At 68.2% G+C, this 14,658-nt stretch carries 16 protein-coding genes; 11 read left to right on the forward strand and 5 right to left on the reverse strand.

The genetic code is table 11. The features are described from left to right. Window positions 1-46 precede the first annotated feature (46 nt). Entirely contained in the window at window positions 47-538 is a 492-nt protein-coding gene (locus TBIF_RS17770; protein WP_024796099.1) for a SixA phosphatase family protein, read from the reverse strand. A 153-nt stretch (window positions 539-691) separates the two neighbouring features. Between TBIF_RS17770 and TBIF_RS17775 the strand changes: the two genes are divergently transcribed. Both TBIF_RS17775 and TBIF_RS17780 read left to right on the forward strand, forming a co-directional pair. Next, the gene (locus tag TBIF_RS17775; RefSeq protein WP_038171780.1) at window positions 692-1,165 is read left to right on the forward strand and encodes a MarR family winged helix-turn-helix transcriptional regulator; all 474 of its coding nucleotides are present in this window, start codon (window positions 692-694) and stop codon (window positions 1,163-1,165) included. Beyond that, window positions 1,162-2,757: a DHA2 family efflux MFS transporter permease subunit gene (locus TBIF_RS17780; RefSeq protein WP_024796101.1), complete on the forward strand. Its 1,596-nt coding sequence runs from the start codon at window positions 1,162-1,164 to the stop codon at window positions 2,755-2,757. Before TBIF_RS17775 ends, TBIF_RS17780 begins: the two co-directional genes overlap by 4 nt. Window positions 2,758-2,815: 58 nt before the next feature. Here the strand turns inward: TBIF_RS17780 and TBIF_RS17785 are convergent, their stop codons facing one another. After that, entirely contained in the window at window positions 2,816-4,300 is a 1,485-nt protein-coding gene (locus tag TBIF_RS17785) for a flavin monoamine oxidase family protein (protein ID WP_024796102.1), read from the reverse strand. A gap of 114 nt (window positions 4,301-4,414) precedes the next feature. Between TBIF_RS17785 and TBIF_RS17790 the strand changes: the two genes are divergently transcribed. The 6 genes from TBIF_RS17790 (at window position 4,415) to TBIF_RS17815 (ending at window position 10,260) form a co-directional block, all read left to right on the forward strand. After that, window positions 4,415-4,957, forward strand: coding sequence for a DUF3558 domain-containing protein (locus tag TBIF_RS17790; protein ID WP_038171850.1), 543 nt, complete (start codon window positions 4,415-4,417; stop codon window positions 4,955-4,957). Beyond that, the gene (locus TBIF_RS17795) at window positions 4,954-5,481 is read left to right on the forward strand and encodes a DUF3558 domain-containing protein (RefSeq protein WP_024796104.1); all 528 of its coding nucleotides are present in this window, start codon (window positions 4,954-4,956) and stop codon (window positions 5,479-5,481) included. Before TBIF_RS17790 ends, TBIF_RS17795 begins: the two co-directional genes overlap by 4 nt. A 46-nt stretch (window positions 5,482-5,527) precedes the next feature. Beyond that, complete coding sequence (locus TBIF_RS17800; RefSeq protein ID WP_024796105.1) at window positions 5,528-6,436, forward strand: PaaI family thioesterase; 909 nt, start codon at window positions 5,528-5,530, stop codon at window positions 6,434-6,436. A 115-nt stretch (window positions 6,437-6,551) separates the two neighbouring features. Beyond that, window positions 6,552-7,631, forward strand: coding sequence for an iron ABC transporter substrate-binding protein (locus tag TBIF_RS17805; RefSeq protein ID WP_051461624.1), 1,080 nt, complete (start codon window positions 6,552-6,554; stop codon window positions 7,629-7,631). A gap of 56 nt (window positions 7,632-7,687) precedes the next feature. Beyond that, window positions 7,688-9,229, forward strand: coding sequence for an ABC transporter permease (locus TBIF_RS17810; protein ID WP_148302320.1), 1,542 nt, complete (start codon window positions 7,688-7,690; stop codon window positions 9,227-9,229). Continuing rightward, window positions 9,226-10,260 (forward strand): ABC transporter ATP-binding protein, encoded by a 1,035-nt coding sequence (locus TBIF_RS17815; protein WP_024796108.1) that lies wholly within the window; start codon window positions 9,226-9,228, stop codon window positions 10,258-10,260. The genes TBIF_RS17810 and TBIF_RS17815 overlap by 4 nt, the downstream gene beginning before the upstream one ends. A gap of 78 nt (window positions 10,261-10,338) precedes the next feature. Here TBIF_RS17815 and TBIF_RS26330 read toward each other — a convergent pair whose 3' ends face one another. The 3 genes from TBIF_RS26330 to TBIF_RS17825 all read right to left on the reverse strand — a co-directional run bounded on the left by TBIF_RS26330 (window position 10,339) and on the right by TBIF_RS17825 (window position 12,036). Next, window positions 10,339-10,512 carry a putative endonuclease domain-containing protein gene (locus TBIF_RS26330; RefSeq protein ID WP_235174852.1) on the reverse strand — a complete coding sequence of 58 codons (174 nt, stop codon included), beginning with the start codon at window positions 10,510-10,512 and terminating at the stop codon, window positions 10,339-10,341. Then, window positions 10,497-11,150, reverse strand: a complete 654-nt coding sequence (locus tag TBIF_RS23910) for a hypothetical protein (protein ID WP_235174854.1) — start codon at window positions 11,148-11,150, stop codon at window positions 10,497-10,499. The genes TBIF_RS26330 and TBIF_RS23910 overlap by 16 nt, the downstream gene beginning before the upstream one ends. Before the next feature lie 190 nt (window positions 11,151-11,340). Further along, entirely contained in the window at window positions 11,341-12,036 is a 696-nt protein-coding gene (locus TBIF_RS17825; protein WP_024796109.1) for a TetR/AcrR family transcriptional regulator, read from the reverse strand. Window positions 12,037-12,132: 96 nt separating this feature from the next. Between TBIF_RS17825 and TBIF_RS17830 the strand changes: the two genes are divergently transcribed. Genes TBIF_RS17830 through TBIF_RS17840 form a run of 3 tightly spaced genes read left to right on the forward strand, consistent with a single transcriptional unit; the run spans window position 12,133 to window position 14,639 of the window. Continuing rightward, complete coding sequence (locus tag TBIF_RS17830) at window positions 12,133-13,323, forward strand: lipid-transfer protein (RefSeq protein ID WP_024796110.1); 1,191 nt, start codon at window positions 12,133-12,135, stop codon at window positions 13,321-13,323. 15 nt (window positions 13,324-13,338) lie between these two features. After that, window positions 13,339-13,770, forward strand: a complete 432-nt coding sequence (locus TBIF_RS17835) for a type II toxin-antitoxin system Rv0910 family toxin (protein WP_024796111.1) — start codon at window positions 13,339-13,341, stop codon at window positions 13,768-13,770. Window positions 13,771-13,775: 5 nt separating this feature from the next. Then, on the forward strand, window positions 13,776-14,639 hold the full coding sequence (locus TBIF_RS17840) for a MaoC/PaaZ C-terminal domain-containing protein (RefSeq protein WP_024796112.1): 864 nt from the start codon (window positions 13,776-13,778) through the stop codon (window positions 14,637-14,639). Window positions 14,640-14,658 lie beyond the last annotated feature (19 nt).

Genomic DNA, 14,658 nt, shown 5'->3' on the forward strand with positions numbered 1-14,658 from the left:
GCCCCCGACTCGATTCGAGTCGGGGGCCGCAGTGGTTTCCAGGCCGTCAGCGCGGGATCGTGAACTCGGTGACGGCGGCGGCTCCGGTCGTGGCGCCCGGCTGCAGGTCCGACCACTCGCCGGGGACCTCGATGACGGCGTAGGCGGAGGTGGGGAAGCGGTCGAGGATCTCGTCGGTGTGCGGGCCGGAAGGGTCGAGCTGCAGGATGGTCTCCGGGATTCCGGGGAAATGCGCCACGACAAGCAGCGTCTGGACGGAATCATCTGTTTCGGCGATGTCCAGGAGGATGCTCTCGGGGTCCGCCAGATACAGCCGGGGGGAGAACTCGGTCGGGACGTCGAGCTCGGTGGCGGCGAGGGTTTGGCGGGTGCGCTCCGCGGTGGAGCACAGCGCCGCGTCCACGTCGTAGCGCTCCAGGAGCTCGCCGGCCAGCGCCGCCTCGTGGCGGCCGCGGGGAGCCAACGGGCGGTCATGGTCGGCAATGCCGAACGGGCTCTCGGCCTTGCCGTGGCGCATCAAGATGAGGGTGCGGGTCATACCCCGACGCTAGTCGGTGGCGTGTATTACGAGGACAACGTGTCTCCGTGTGCGGAGCGGGTCGGCTGAGCCGACTGCGCCGCCAAGGGCCTGTGTCGAAGGTCATAATCCTTGCATTGGCGCACTAGTTGCACCGCCGTTACTATTTCGCCTGTGGATCAAACTGCTGCCGAGAGGCTCTCCTGCGCGATCGGGGTGCTCCTGGACCGCCTGCATGGCGGCTGCCAGACCGAGCTATTCGATGCGCTCCTCGATCTTGACCTTTCCTTCACCCAGGCCAGGGTGGTGTTCACGCTTGCCAAGCATGGCACCGCCCTGCAGATCAACGAGCTCGCAGAGCAGCTCGGGGTCTCCGTGGCGACCGCGGGCCGCAACGTGGAGCAAGTGATGGCGCTGGGCCTGGTGCACCGACGCGAGGATGCGGAGGACCGGCGCATCAAGCTGGTCACCCTGTCCGAGCAAGGGCAGGAGACCGCGCGCGTCTACGAAAGCGTCATGCGGGCACAGATTCAGACCTTTGTGCAGGTTGTGCCAGGCGAAGAAGCCTCCTTGCTGGCCGACGCACTCAATAACGCACTTGCAGGCGCTGACCTGCTCGCTGCCGACAGTCAGGACTTCGCACGATGAGTAAATCCCCATCCCCGGCGGCTGGGCCGCCCGGCGCGGCGCCGGCCGTCGACCCGGACAAGCTGGACGCGACCGTCCTGAAGATCTCCGCGGTGGTGGTGCTCGGTGCGATTATGTCGATCCTCGACATCACCGTGGTGTCCGTCGCGCTACCGACCTTCCAGCAGGTGTTCGGCAGCGATGGCGTTCCGCAGACCTACGCCGCCGTCGCCTGGACGATGACCGCGTACACGCTGGCGCTGGCCACCGTGATCCCGGTGACGGGTTGGGCCTCTGACCGGTTCGGCACCAAGCGCCTCTACATTGTCGCGCTGGTGCTGTTCATTCTCGGCTCCGTGGCCTGCGCCTTCGCGTGGGACCTGCCCTCGCTGATCGGCTTCCGCGTGCTCCAGGGCCTCGGCGGCGGCATGCTGATGCCGCTGGGCATGACGATCATGACCCGTGCGGCCGGGCCGCGGCGCATCGGCCGCGTCATGGCCGTGCTCGGCGTCCCAATGCTCCTGGGTCCCATCGCGGGCCCGATCCTCGGCGGCTGGCTCATCGAGGTCGCGTCCTGGCACTGGATCTTCATCATCAACCTGCCGCTGGGCATCATCGCGCTCATCGTGACGCTCAAGGTGCTGCCGAGCGACGCGCCCAAGCCGTCCGAGTCCTTCGACTTCGTCGGCATGCTGCTGCTCTCGCCGGGCCTGGCGCTGTTCCTGTTCGGCGTCTCCTCGATCCCGGAGGCCGGCACCGTCGCGGCCACCAAGGTTCTGGTGCCTGGGCTCATCGGCCTGGCCCTGGTGGTGGCATTCGTGTTCCACGCGCTGCGCAAGAAGGGCGCGCTGATCGATCTGTCCCTGTTCAAGAACCGCCAGTTGACGATCGCGGTGATCACCATGGCCATCTTCATCGTCGCGTTCATGGGCTCGGGGCTGCTGTTCCCCAGCTACTTCATGCAGGTGCGTGGTGAGTCCACCCTGATGGCCGGGCTCCTCATCGCGCCGCAGGGGCTGGGCGCGATGCTGACCATGCCGTTGGCCGGCAAGCTCGTGGACAAAATTGGGCCCGGCAAGATCGTGATAGTCGGCTTGGCGCTGATCGCCGTCGGTATGGGCTCGTTCAGCCAGCTCTCGGCGGACACGTCCTACTGGATCCTCGGTGGCTCGCTTGCGGTGATGGGCATGGGCATGGGCGCCACTATGATGCCGCTGATGACCGCCGCGTTGGCGACTCTGACGGACCACCAGATCGCCCGGGGCTCGACGCTGATGAACATCGTCCAGCAGACCGCCGGCTCCATCGGCACCGCCGTGATGTCGGTGGTCCTGACTGCGCAGCTGGCCAGCCATGCGCTCGCCAGCCCGGCCATCGCGTCGCAGGCCGACGAGCAGGCCGCTAGCATGTTCAACCTGTCCCCGGCGCAAATGCTGGAGGGGCTAGGCCAGGCCGCAGACTCCTTCGGGGTCACTTTCCTGTTGGCAACCGCACTGGTTCTCGTGGCGCTAATCCCCACGTTCTTCCTGCCGCGCAAGCCCATCAGCCCGCCCAGCGCGGATGACGCAGATGCGGCGGCCAACCCCGCCGCCTCCGCGGCAATGATGCACTGATCTGAGCTGTATGAAAGCGCGCCCTCGGCCACTGGCCGGGGGCGCGCTTTGCTTCGGGTCAGAGCGCGTCGAGGATCTCCTGGGCGGCCCGCTCGCCGGAGCGCACCGCGCCGTCCATGTAGCCGGTCCAGTAGTCGGCCGTCTCGGTCCCGGCCCAGTGCACCGTGCCGCATGGCTCGCGCAGCGCCCGGCCAAGGTCGGTCAGCGCGCCGGGCCGCGTGGTGGCGACGGGCCCACCGCGCGAGTACTCTTCGCCGTCCCAGCGCATGAAGCCGAAGTCGACGGGGTGGCGCGCCGCCTCGCCGAAGTAGCGCACAAAGCACTCGATCGCCTCCGCCTCGAGCTCCGCGGGGGAGGCGTTGTCGAGCCGGCGCATCTCGGACGCGGAGATGAAGCCCATCAGGATGCCGGCGCTGCCGTCCTCCGGCGAGTTGTCATAGGTGACGTCGATCGGACCCTGGTCACTGGTGGCCTGTCCGGTCAGCCCGGCCTCCCGCCAGAAGGCGGTGGGGTAGACGGCCATCACCTTGGCGATCGAGCCCATCGCGTAATGCTGGTTGAGCTGCAGCTTATTGGCGGGCAGGGTGGGGGAGAAATCGATGGTCGGCAACATCGCCGGGGACATCGCGACGACGCACCGGCGGGCGTTGACGGTGTGGCCGTCGGCGGTCACGGTCACGCCACCGCCGGTCTGCGCGATGGACCGGACCGGGGCGTCGAGGATGACGCGCTCGCCGAGGGACTTCGCCATCGCGATGGGGATCTGCTGGGCGCCGCCGACGAACAGCTCCTCCTGGGCGCCGTCGCGCACGTTGATGAGCCGATCGACGGTGCCGGGGTGCTGCTCGTTGCCCGCGGCGGCGATGTAGTTGAGCATGTACAGCATCGACACCTCGTGGGGCAGCACGGACAGCGTCGCGCTGCCCGCCAGGCCCAGCAGGAACTTGGCGCTGTCGGTGACCGAGTTGGCGGCGATCCACTGCGCGAAGGTCTGCGAGTCGAACTCCCTGGCTCGGGCGAACTCCCAGGGGCGGCCGACAGGGAATCCATTCGCGAGACCGTTGAGGGTCTCCTGGGCCAGTGCCACCTCCGCGATGCCGATATCGAGGGGGATGGCGCCGAGGGGGCCGTCCGCGTCGAAGGTGCTGCGCTGGCCTGCGCGGTAGTACACGTTCTGGCCGGTGTTGAAGGTCTGCAGCCGCTGGACCCCGAATTCCTGCGCCAGCGCGATCATCCGGTCCTGCGTGGGTCCGATGAACTCTGCGCCGCCGTCGAGCACCCGGCCGCCGCGAGTCTTGATGGAGTAGACGCGGCCGCCCACCCGGTCGCGGGCCTCGAGCACCAGGACCGACTTGCCGGCGGCGGTGAGCGCGCGGGCCGCGGCCAGTCCGGACATCCCCGCCCCGATCACCACGACGTCCACATCGCGGCTGGAGCCCGAGCTCGCGAGGGCGGGCCCGGTGCCCGCCGCGGCAACAGCGAGCCCGCCGGCGGCGGCTGCGGCGCCGAAGAGTGCTTGCCTTCTGCTGATTCTTGCGGACATTCGCTTGTTCCCCGAACTATTGAGTGAGCCTCTTCCAATGTGGACATTAGTTCAGGTTTGGCGGTTGGAGAGCGCAATGGCCCAAAATTGGTACAGTTTCCGGCCGTGGGACTTATGCGGGTGGGCGTCGGCCGGGGCGGGTTCGGCGCTGTGCTGTGCGGGCTCGTCGTCGCCCCCGTGCTGCTCGCGGGCTGCGGTTCCGGCGCGGGGCCGGGCCCTGCCGCGGCACCGGCTGCGGACGCGCCGATGGTCGCCGAGCCGGGCCCCTTCCTGCAGATGTGCGGCGGGGTGAGCGACGAGGAGTTCCTGCGGCTCACCACGCTCCCGGCCGGGATGAGTTCCTTCCATAACCTGGTTGGCTGCTCGTGGGACGACATGGCGGGCGGCGGGCATGGCAGCCTCTCCTGGTATCGGGGCAGCCCCATCGAGCGGGAGCACACCATCGTGGACACCACTGGCCGGGTGGTGCAGGCGATCTCGATCGCCGGCCATGACGGCTACGAGGGGCGGACCTCGGACGGGACGCTCTGCGAGGTCGGGATCAGCCTCGGGGACGACTTCTATGTCTGGTCCCTCGTCCTCCCGCCAGCACTGGGCGTCGACACGTGCGGGGTGGCGCGGCAGTTGGCGACAATGACCTTGGAGCGGGCCCAATGACGACTCGAGGAAGTCTCGGCGCCGGCTCCGCTGCGCTGGCGCTCGCCATGCTGCCCCTGGTGGCCGGCTGTGTCAGCGCGTCGCCGACCCCGGACGTCAACGAGACCGCCGGGCCGGCCCACCCCAGGGACTTCGCGAAGCTGCTGCGGGAATGCCAAGTGGTGGAGCCGCTGGAGCTCGCGGACATCACCGGGGTGCCGGATCTGGCCTCGACCTTCTCGGGCGCGATCTGCCGCTGGAACAGCACGGACGGCTCCGCGATGGTGACGCTCAACTGGTTCGAGCACGGCTCTATGCGCGTGGAGAAGGACACCGCGGAGCGGCTCGGCTACGAGGTGGAGAACGAGAAGCTCGGCGGGTCCGTTGTCTACGTGGAACGCGACCCCAACGACCAGTCTTCCTGTGGGGTCACCGCGCGGGCCTCCGACCAGGGGATTATTGGCTGGTGGGTGCAGGGGTCGGTGGCCGATCCCTGCCAGGCGGCGCTGGATCTCGCGGCCTTGAGCCTGAATCGGGCGTTCTGACCAGCCCGCTGGCTGGGCGGTAAGTCGCTCAGACTTTAATGGGGCTGTGACTTCCGACGCACGACAAGCCCCGCTGTTTGATCCCGTGAACGCTGCGATGGGTGTGCATCTGCGAGAACGGGGCGAGAACGGCCTGGTCTACGAGCAGGAGTTGGGCAAGCGATTCCACGATCACCGCGGCCAGTCGACGCTCGGCTCCGTGGGTGTGCTGCTGGACACGGCCGTCGCGGGGACGATCTACGCGAGCCTGCCCTCCGGCCAGCGCTCCGTGGCCGCATCCCTGACGGTCTCGTCCGCGAAAGCGCTGCCCGCCGCCGGCATCGTCACCGCCTTCGGGCGCAGCGAGCACGTTGATGTCGCCGCCGGCACCGGCCTGGCGTCGGGCTCCCTGCGCGACGCGGACGGCGACGTGTGCGCCATCATCAGCGCCCGCGGGGTCGTGGTGGACCGCAAGTTCGACCACAGCGGCGTCGAGGGCGAACCTCGACTGCCGTCCGCGGGTGTGGCCGTCGCGGATACCGACGCGGAGTTGAGCCAACGGCTGGGCCTGGACGTGGTGCAGGGCATGGCGCTGGGCGAGATCCCGCGCGGCGCGATGGCGGATCTGCTCGAGCTGGAACTCCGAATCGTCGAGACCGGCGCCGTCACCGCGGTGCTGACCCCGCAGGAGTGGATGGCCAATAGCATGGGCACTCTGCAGGGCGGCATCTTGCTTGCCGTCGCCGACCAGATCTGCGGGCTCGCCGCGGAGACCGCCACCGACCCGGGTGAGCGCTACCGCGTGCTGGACCTGCGCACCGACTTCGTGCGGTCCCCGGACGTGACGGGCCCGGACATCCGCCTGGAGGCGAATGTGGTGCGGGTGGGGCGGCGCATCGAGCTGGTCGAGGCGCGGATCGCGACCTCCGGCGGCAAGCTGCTGACCCGTGCGTCCGCGAGCGTCCAGCGGTTCTGACCACCCCTGTGTCGAGTGCCACATTCTGGACGATGCCAGCTAAGGCTAACCTGGCAGATACGGCCGCTCGCCGAGCTGCCGTATCCCAGACCATCTTCAGGCAGGACGATCGAATATGAGAGCCACCGGAGCACCCGCACCCCACACCGGACGAACAGGCGCATGGCGCCGTCGGACCCTGGCACTCGGTGGGGCGGTGCTGGCCTCGGCGCTGGTGCTCGCGGGTTGTGGCAGTTCCGACTCAAGCTCCGACTCAAGCTCCGGCGCGGGCGAGATCACCGTCTATAACGCGCAGCATGACTCGCTGACGCAGGCCTGGGCGGACGAGTTCACCGCGGAGACCGGTGTCAAGGTCAACCTGCGCAACGGTGGCGACAGCGAGATGGCCGCCCAGCTTGTCGCGGAGGGCTCTAAGTCCCCGGCCGACGTCTTCCTCACCGAGAACTCCCCGGCCATGGCGCAGGTGGAGACCGCGGGCCTGTTCGCCGACGTGGACCCGGCGACCATCGCCCAGGTCCCCGAGCAGTTCCGCCCGTCGACCGGAAAGTGGACCGGTATCGCCGCCCGCAGCACCGTCTTCGCCTACAACAAGGACAAGCTCGTCGAGGACCAGCTGCCGGTCTCGATCATGGACCTGCAGGACCCGTCGTGGCAGGGCCGCTGGGGGGCGTCGCCGTCGGGCGCGGACTTCCAGGCGATCGTCAGCGCCATGCTCGAGCTCAAGGGGGCCGACGCCACGAAGACCTGGCTCGAGGGGATGAAGGCCAACGCCAAGACCTACCAGGGCAACAGTGCCGTGATGAAGGGCGTCAACGCCGGCGAGATCGACGGCGGCGTCATTTACCACTACTACTGGTTCGGCGATCAGGCCAAGACCGGCGAGAACTCCAAGAACGTGACGCTGCACTACTTCAAAAACGAGGACCCCGGCGCATTCGTCAGCATCTCCGGCGGCGGCGTCTTGGAGTCCAGCAAGAACCAGGACCAGGCGCAGCAGTTCCTCCAGTTCATCACCGGTAAGAAGGGCCAGGAGATCCTGCAGACGGGCACCTCGTTCGAGTACCCGGTCGGCAGCGACATCGCCGCGAACCCGGCGTTGGTGCCCCTCGACCAGCTGCAGTACCCGGCCATCGACCCGGAGAAGCTCAACGGGCCCGAGGTTGTTGACCTGATGACGGCGGCGGGACTGATCTAATTCGTACCGTCATTCCGGGACGCCTCGCGCGCCCAACCCCCGCGGCTGCCGAGCCAGTGCTCAGGCAGCCGCGGGGTTCCCGGCCGCGTCGTCCGCCCGCGTTGGTGGTGGTGGTCGTCGCGCTGCTCACCGCAGCGGCCTTCGTCCCGCTGGGCTTCGTGGTGTACTCCAGCTACCAGGCCGGCTGGGACAATATCCGCGCGCTGGTCTTCCGTGCCCGCGTCGGCGAGCTGCTGACGAACACCGGGCTGCTGGTGCTCGTGACGGTCCCGCTGTGCGTCGCGCTCGGCGTGGCCGTCGCTTGGCTCGTGGAGCGGACCACGGTGTTCGGCTCTAGGCTGTGGGCGCCGGCGCTGGCCGCCCCGCTCGCCGTGCCCGCGTTCGTCAACAGCTACGCGTGGGTGACGGTGTTCCCCTCGCTGCACGGACTCTGGGCCGGCGTCTTGATCACCACCCTGTCCTACTTTCCGCTGGTCTACCTCCCTGTGCTCGCCGCGCTCCGCCGGCTCGATGCGCAGGTCGAGGAGTCCGCGACGGCGCTCGGCTGCGGCCGGCTGACCGTGTTCTTCCGCGTGGTGCTGCCCCAACTGCGCCTCGCGATCCTCGGCGGCGGGCTGCTGGTGACGCTGCACCTGCTCTCCGAGTACGGCGCGTTCTCGATGATCCGCTTCGACACGTTCACCACTGCGATCTTCGGGCAGTTCAAGTCCACCTTCAACGGCATGGCCGGCAACATGCTGGCGGGGGTGCTGGTGCTGTGCTGCCTGCTGGTGCTGCTGATCGAGGGCGGCGCGCGCGGCAAGTCCCGCTATGCCCGCATCGGCTCCGGCACGGCGCAGACGGCCACCCCGCTGCGACTAGGCACGCTGCAGCTGCCGGCGCAGGCCGTGCTCGCCGTGGTGCTCGGCGCGGCGTTGGGCGTGCCGCTGGTGGTCATCGGCCGCTGGCTCGCGAGCGGCGGCGCCGCGGTGTGGCAGAGCTCGACTCTCGTCGAGGCGCTGGGCCAGACCCTGATGTACGGCGCGGTCGGCGCGGTGGTGACGACGGTGCTCGCGTTCCCGATCGCGTGGATTGCGGTGCGGTACCCGGGCCGGTTCTCGAAGTTCGTGGAGGGCTCCAATTATGTGACGAGCGCGCTGCCGGGCATTGTGGTGGCATTGGCGCTGATCACGGTGTTCATCCAGACGGACTGGTACCAAACTGTATTTGTCGTGTTCGCCGCGTACCTGTTGATGTTCATCCCCCGCGCGCTGGTTAGCGTGCGCGCGGGCCTTGCCCAGGTGCCGGTCGACCTCGAGGAGGCCGCGCAGGCGCTCGGCAAGAGCCCCGCCTGGGCATTCCTGAAGGTGACGCTGCGGCTGACGGCGCCGGCGGCCGCGTCGGGCATGGCCCTGGTGTTCATCGCCATCGTCACTGAGCTGACGGCGACGCTCATGCTCTCGCCCACCGGCACCTCGACGCTAGCCACGCAGTTCTGGTCGCTCAGCGGTGAGCTGGACTACGCGGGCGCGGCGCCGTTCGCGCTGATCATGGTGGCCGTGTCGCTGCCGGTGACCTACATTCTGTTCCGACAATCTCAGAAAGCGGCCGGGGTATGAGCGGGCTCGATATCGAGGCAGTGCGAAAGTCCTTCAGCGCGACGGAGGTCCTGCGCGGAATCGACCTGACCGTGCAGGCCGGGAGCACGACGGCGATTGTGGGCGCATCGGGCTGCGGTAAGACCACGCTGCTGCGCATCATCGCTGGCTTCGAGACGCCCGACGCGGGATCGATCGCCCTCGACGGGCGCACCCTCGCGCAGGGCCGTCAAGTGGTGCCCGCGCATAAGCGGGGGATCGGCTACGTCGCCCAGGACGGCGCGCTATTCCCGCACCTGAGCGTCCGCGAGAACATCATGTTCGGCCTGCCTTGGCGTCGGCGCCGCTCCCACCGCGGGGTCGCCGAACTGCTGGCGATGGTCTCGCTTGAGGAGAACTTCGCGGACCGCCGGCCCGAGGAGCTCTCCGGCGGCCAGCAGCAGCGGGTCGCCCTCGCGCGAGCACTGGCGCTGGAGCCCAAGCTGATGCTGCTCGACGAGCCGTTCTCCGCGCTCGACGCTGGACTGCGCGCCGCGATGCGTAAATCCGTGCGGGACACCCTCGCCGCATCCGGAGTCACCACGGTGCTGGTCACGCACGACCAGGAGGAGGCTATGTCCTTCGCCGACCAAGTCGCGGTGATGCGCACGGGCGTGCTCACCCAGGTGGGGCCACCGCAGGAGGTGTACGCGCATCCTGTGGACCGGTTCACTGCGGAGTTCTTGGGCGACGTCGTGATGCTGCCCGCGACCGTCACTGGCACGGGCGTCGCGGACTGCGTGCTGGGTGTGGTGCCGGTGCCGCAGGGGACGCCCATGGGCACCGCGCAGATCATGCTGCGGCCCGAGCAGATCGTGGCCACCTCTGCGTCGGTTGGCGGTGTCGCAGTGGTGCTCGAGCGGGAGTTCCTGGGCCACGACTCGCTGCTGCGACTGCGGCTGAATACCAGCTCGGTGGGGGACTTTTCCGTGCGGCAGATGAGCGTGATCGCACCGGCCGTCGGCACCTCGGTGAGTCTGCGCGTGCTCGGCGAGGCCGTGGTGCTGGCGTAGCCTCATCGAGGCCGCGAGTGCGCAGGTAATCGGAAGAATTCGCCATTTCCTCCGATTACCTGCGCACTCGCGGGATGGCTAGATCGGGCAGCCCGCCGCGCGCAGTTTCGCCCGCACGCGGGCGACGATCAGCTGCCGTTCGCCGCGGAGCATCTTGGCGTTGACCCGCACCACCCGCCACCCCAGCTCCGCGAGCTCTTCATAGCGGCAGATGTCCTTGGTCCGCTGGCGCTCGTCTAGCCAATGGTGCACGCCGTCGTACTCCACTGCCGTGCGCCATTCCTCCCAGCCGAGATCGCAGGTGGCGACCACATGGTCCCAGCCGTTGCGCACTTTGACCTGGGTCTGCGGTCGTGGGAGTCCGGCCCGGATGAGGACAGCCGCGTGCGCGTCTCAGGCGGGGACTGCGCCCCGGCGTCGAGGAGCCGGATGATATTCCGTAGGCGCTTGTTGCCACGGGTCCGTGGATGATCGGCAATGACCTGGAGGATCTGGTCCGGCGAGAGTCCGGTGGCGGCGCAGAGCGCGTCGAGCACCTCGACGGCGTGGTCATGGTTCAGCCATCGGCCCAGGTCGAAGGCCGTGCGCGCGGGGCTGGTGATGCGCATGCCAGCGCGGATTACCGTCTCGCCGGGCAGGAGCGTGTCCGCGTGGACGGTGATGCCGGGGACGGATCGGCGGCTGCCCGAGCGGATCAGTTCGGCGGGGGCGTGATCGTCGATCCACTTTGAGCCCAACACTGCGGCGGCGGAGAACCCGGCGAGCACCCCGTCGGGGCCGCCCCAGGTAGAGGCGGCCTGGGCGCGGATCAGCGGGGAGAGGTCGGTGCCACGGCTGATGTAGACATCGCGGTGCAGCCGCCGGTGCAGGGTGAGTTGGTGTTTGGTCAAGAGCCCTTGTTGGACGGCGTCGGACCCCAAGAACGGACTGTCGAGTTCCCCCATGGGCCAAGCCTGGCCGATTTGCCGGCGAAATTGGGGGCCGAATCAAGATCTGTGGATAACTCGGCCCAGGCGTGCGCAGTTAGTCGGAAGAATCCGCAGATTTCTCCGATTACCTGCGCACGCGCGGCGTGGAGTTCTAGAGCAGGTCGCTGATGAGGGTCTGTGGCGAGAGTGTGGTGCCCAGCTGGCGCAGGTTGCCGTCGAGCACCTGCCAGATCGACACCGCGAGGAAGCCCCGCAGCTTATCCAGGGGCAGCTGGGAGTTCGCGTGCGCGAGCCAGCGGTTGACGGAGACGTCGACCAGTCCGATCACCCCGAACGCGAGTGACTCCGCGAGCACCGAATCGTGGCCGAGCGATGTGAGCATCAGCTCGAACAGGCCCGTGAGCTGCACAGCGATGGCGGTCTTGGTGCCCGTGACCACGCGGGAGCCCGTCGTGCGCCTGCTTGCGGAGCCCGTGCCGAGGAACTGGTGCAGCTTCGGGGAGGCGACGATCCAATCGAGGTAGGTGTCCACTGCCTGGTCGATGGCCTGCGCGATGTTGCCCGTGGGGGTCAGGGCCGGCGCGAGGTTCGCCATCAGCTTGTCGATGATGCGCGCGCGGATCGCCTCGTCGAGGTCGCCGCGATCTTTGAAGTGGCGGTACACCACCGAGCGGGGGACCTCGGCGCGCTCGGCGATTTGCAGGACGCCGATGTCGGAGCCGGACTCGTTAATGGTGTCGATCGCGGCCTGCAGGATCCGCTCGCGGCGTTGTGCCTTGTGGTCGTCCCACCGGGTGGAGCGGCCGTCGACCTCCACTGTCTCGTCGGGCGGCGGTTTTCGGGGCATCTGCCAGACACTACCCACAGGGGGATTGACGTAACAGGATGTCTCACTTAGTTTAGTGGAACAACGTGTCTCATACACATTTAGGGAGTCGGGAAAATGGGCAACAGGGTATTCGTCGTCGGAGTCGGCATGACGAAGTTCGAGAAGCCGGGCTCGCGAGAATGGGACTACCCGGATATGGCACGCGAGGCCGGGACGATGGCCCTGGAAGACGCGGGCATCGACTACAACCTGGTCAAGCAGGCCTACGTCGGCTATGTCTACGGCGAGTCCACCTCTGGCCAGCGCGCCGTCTACGAGCTGGGCATGACCGGCATCCCCGTGGTCAACGTCAACAACAACTGCTCAACGGGCTCCACCGCACTGTTCCTCGCCACCCAGGCTGTGCGCGGCGGGGCCGTCGACTGCGCCCTGGCGCTGGGCTTCGAGAAGATGCAGAAGGGCTCACTCGGCTCCACCTATGACGACCGCGAGCAGCCGCTGATGCGCCACCTCCTGGCCCTCGCGGAGCTCCAGGAGTTCGCGATGCCGCCCGCGCCGTACATGTTCGGCGCCGCGGGCCTCGAGCACATGGAGCGCTTCGGCACCACCGCCGAGCACTTCGCGAAGATCGCGGTGAAGAACCACAAGCACTCCGTGAACAACCCGTATGCCCAGTTCCAGGACGAGTACACCCTCGAGCAGATCCTCGAGTCCCGCCAGATCCACGGCCCGCTGACCAAGCTGCAGTGCTCGCCCACCTCGGACGGCGCGGGCGCGGCGATCATCGTCAGCGAGGACTTCGTGGACCGCCACGGGCTCGCCGATCAGGCCGTGGAGATCGTCGGCCAGTCCATGGTCACCGACATGAACAGCACCTTCGACGATAAGAGCGCGCTCAGCCTCGTCGGCGCAGACATGACCCGCAAGGCCGCCGAGCAGGTCTATGCGCAGTCCGGCCTGGCCGCCGCGGACATCGATGTGATCGAGCTGCATGACTGCTTTTCCTCCAACGAGCTCCTCACCTATGAGGCGCTCGGCCTGTGCCCCGAGGGCGACGGCGGCAAGTTGATCGACGCTGGCGACACCACCTACGGCGGTCGCTGGGTCGTCAACCCCTCCGGCGGGCTCATCTCAAAGGGCCACCCGCTCGGCGCGACTGGCCTGGCCCAGACCGCCGAGCTCAGCTGGCAGCTCCGCGGCACCGCGGACAAGCGCCAGGTCGACGGGGCGAAGGTGGCCCTCGCGCACAACATCGGCCTCGGCGGCGCCGTCGTCGTCACCGCATACCGTCCCGCAAACCGCTGATCTAGGAGTTCCGCAATGGCATCTGTTTCCGTTTCCGTGTCCCTGCCCACCGCCCCCGAGAAGACGTGGGAGGGCCTCTCAGACCTCGCGCGCTGGGAGGACTGGCTGACCATCCACCAGTCCTGGAAGTCCGAGCTGCCCGCCGAGGTGGCGGTGGGCGCGCAGTTCACCGAGGTCGTGTCCGTGATGGGCATGGCAAACAAGATCGAGTGGACCGTCACCGCCGTCGACGTGCCGAGCATGGTCACGATCGCGGGCACCGGCATGGCGGGCGTGACCGTGGAGTTCACGCTCAGCGTGGATCCCGAGGGCACGGGCTCCACAGCGTCGATCGAGGCGAGTTTCAAGGGCACGATGATCGTCGGCCCCATCGGCAAGGCCGTCGCGAAGAACGCGAAAGGCGACCTTGAGGTCTCCCTCGCCAAGTTCGCAGAGCTGTACGGGTAGCGGGCATGACCACGCCGACCGTTGCGTTCGACGCCGCCGCCATCGGCGAGTGGACCGACCCCGAGCACTTCGAGGTCACCGCCGAGCGAATCGCCGAATACGCTGCCGCCACCAACGATCCCTGCCCGCAGCACCTGAGCGGGGAGGTCGCGCCGCCGGTGTTCGCCGTCGTGCCGGTCTTCTTCTCGATGGCCCCCGCCGCGCTGTCCGTGGCACCGGTGGAATTGTTGATGAAGCTGGTGCACGGCGAGCAGGACTTCCTATTCCACCGCCCGATCGTCGCCGGCGACAAGTTGGTGGTTCGCGCCAAGCCGATCGGCTTCGAGGGCCGTGAGAACGGCTCCTCTGTGGTCATCTACGCCGAGACCCGCACGGAGGCAGGCGAGCTCGTCAACGAGCAGTGGATGACCGCGTTCTTCCGCCGGGTCGACGCCGGCCCCGGGGTGGGTGCGCTCGCCCCGGGCCACAAGTTCGACGACGCGTTGCACGTCGCCGAGCCCGTGGTGGTGGCCGATCAGCGCATCGACGAGGACCAGACCTTCCGGTACTCGCCCGCCTCCGGCGACCCCATGCCGATCCACCTCGACGAGGAGATCGCGCAGATGTCCGGGCTGCCCGGGATTATCAACCACGGCCTGTGCACCATGGCGTTCACCTCGTGGGCGGCGGTGATGGAACTGGCCGACGGCGACACCGCCCGACTGCGCAGGCTCGCGGTGCGGTTCGCCAAGCCCGTGCTGCCGGGTGCGGAGATGCGGACGAAGTTCTGGAGAGCCGCCGACGCGGAGGGCTCGACGTCCTATGCATTTGAGACGGCCGTCGGCGCGGATCTCGTGATCAAGGACGGCCTCGTCGTCATCAGCGATTAGCCCTACCCCTCAACCTAGG

The organism is Tomitella biformata AHU 1821, assembly GCF_000524475.1.
In the GTDB taxonomy this organism is placed as follows: Bacteria; Actinomycetota; Actinomycetes; order Mycobacteriales; family Mycobacteriaceae; genus Tomitella; species Tomitella biformata.

Excerpts from the sequence above, each read along its gene's own strand:
- TBIF_RS17770 (WP_024796099.1), bottom strand. The coding sequence starts at position 538 with ATGACCCGCACCCTCATCTTGATGCGCCACGGCAAGGCCGAGAGCCCG.
- TBIF_RS17780 (WP_024796101.1), top strand. The coding sequence starts at position 1,162 with ATGAGTAAATCCCCATCCCCGGCGGCTGGGCCGCCCGGCGCGGCGCCG.
- TBIF_RS17785 (WP_024796102.1), bottom strand. The coding sequence starts at position 4,300 with ATGTCCGCAAGAATCAGCAGAAGGCAAGCACTCTTCGGCGCCGCAGCC.
- TBIF_RS17790 (WP_038171850.1), top strand. The coding sequence starts at position 4,415 with ATGCGGGTGGGCGTCGGCCGGGGCGGGTTCGGCGCTGTGCTGTGCGGG.
- TBIF_RS17795 (WP_024796104.1), top strand. The coding sequence starts at position 4,954 with ATGACGACTCGAGGAAGTCTCGGCGCCGGCTCCGCTGCGCTGGCGCTC.
- TBIF_RS17805 (WP_051461624.1), top strand. The coding sequence starts at position 6,552 with ATGAGAGCCACCGGAGCACCCGCACCCCACACCGGACGAACAGGCGCA.
- TBIF_RS17815 (WP_024796108.1), top strand. The coding sequence starts at position 9,226 with ATGAGCGGGCTCGATATCGAGGCAGTGCGAAAGTCCTTCAGCGCGACG.
- TBIF_RS17825 (WP_024796109.1), bottom strand. The coding sequence starts at position 12,036 with ATGCCCCGAAAACCGCCGCCCGACGAGACAGTGGAGGTCGACGGCCGC.
- TBIF_RS17830 (WP_024796110.1), top strand. The coding sequence starts at position 12,133 with ATGGGCAACAGGGTATTCGTCGTCGGAGTCGGCATGACGAAGTTCGAG.
- TBIF_RS17835 (WP_024796111.1), top strand. The coding sequence starts at position 13,339 with ATGGCATCTGTTTCCGTTTCCGTGTCCCTGCCCACCGCCCCCGAGAAG.
- TBIF_RS17840 (WP_024796112.1), top strand. The coding sequence starts at position 13,776 with ATGACCACGCCGACCGTTGCGTTCGACGCCGCCGCCATCGGCGAGTGG.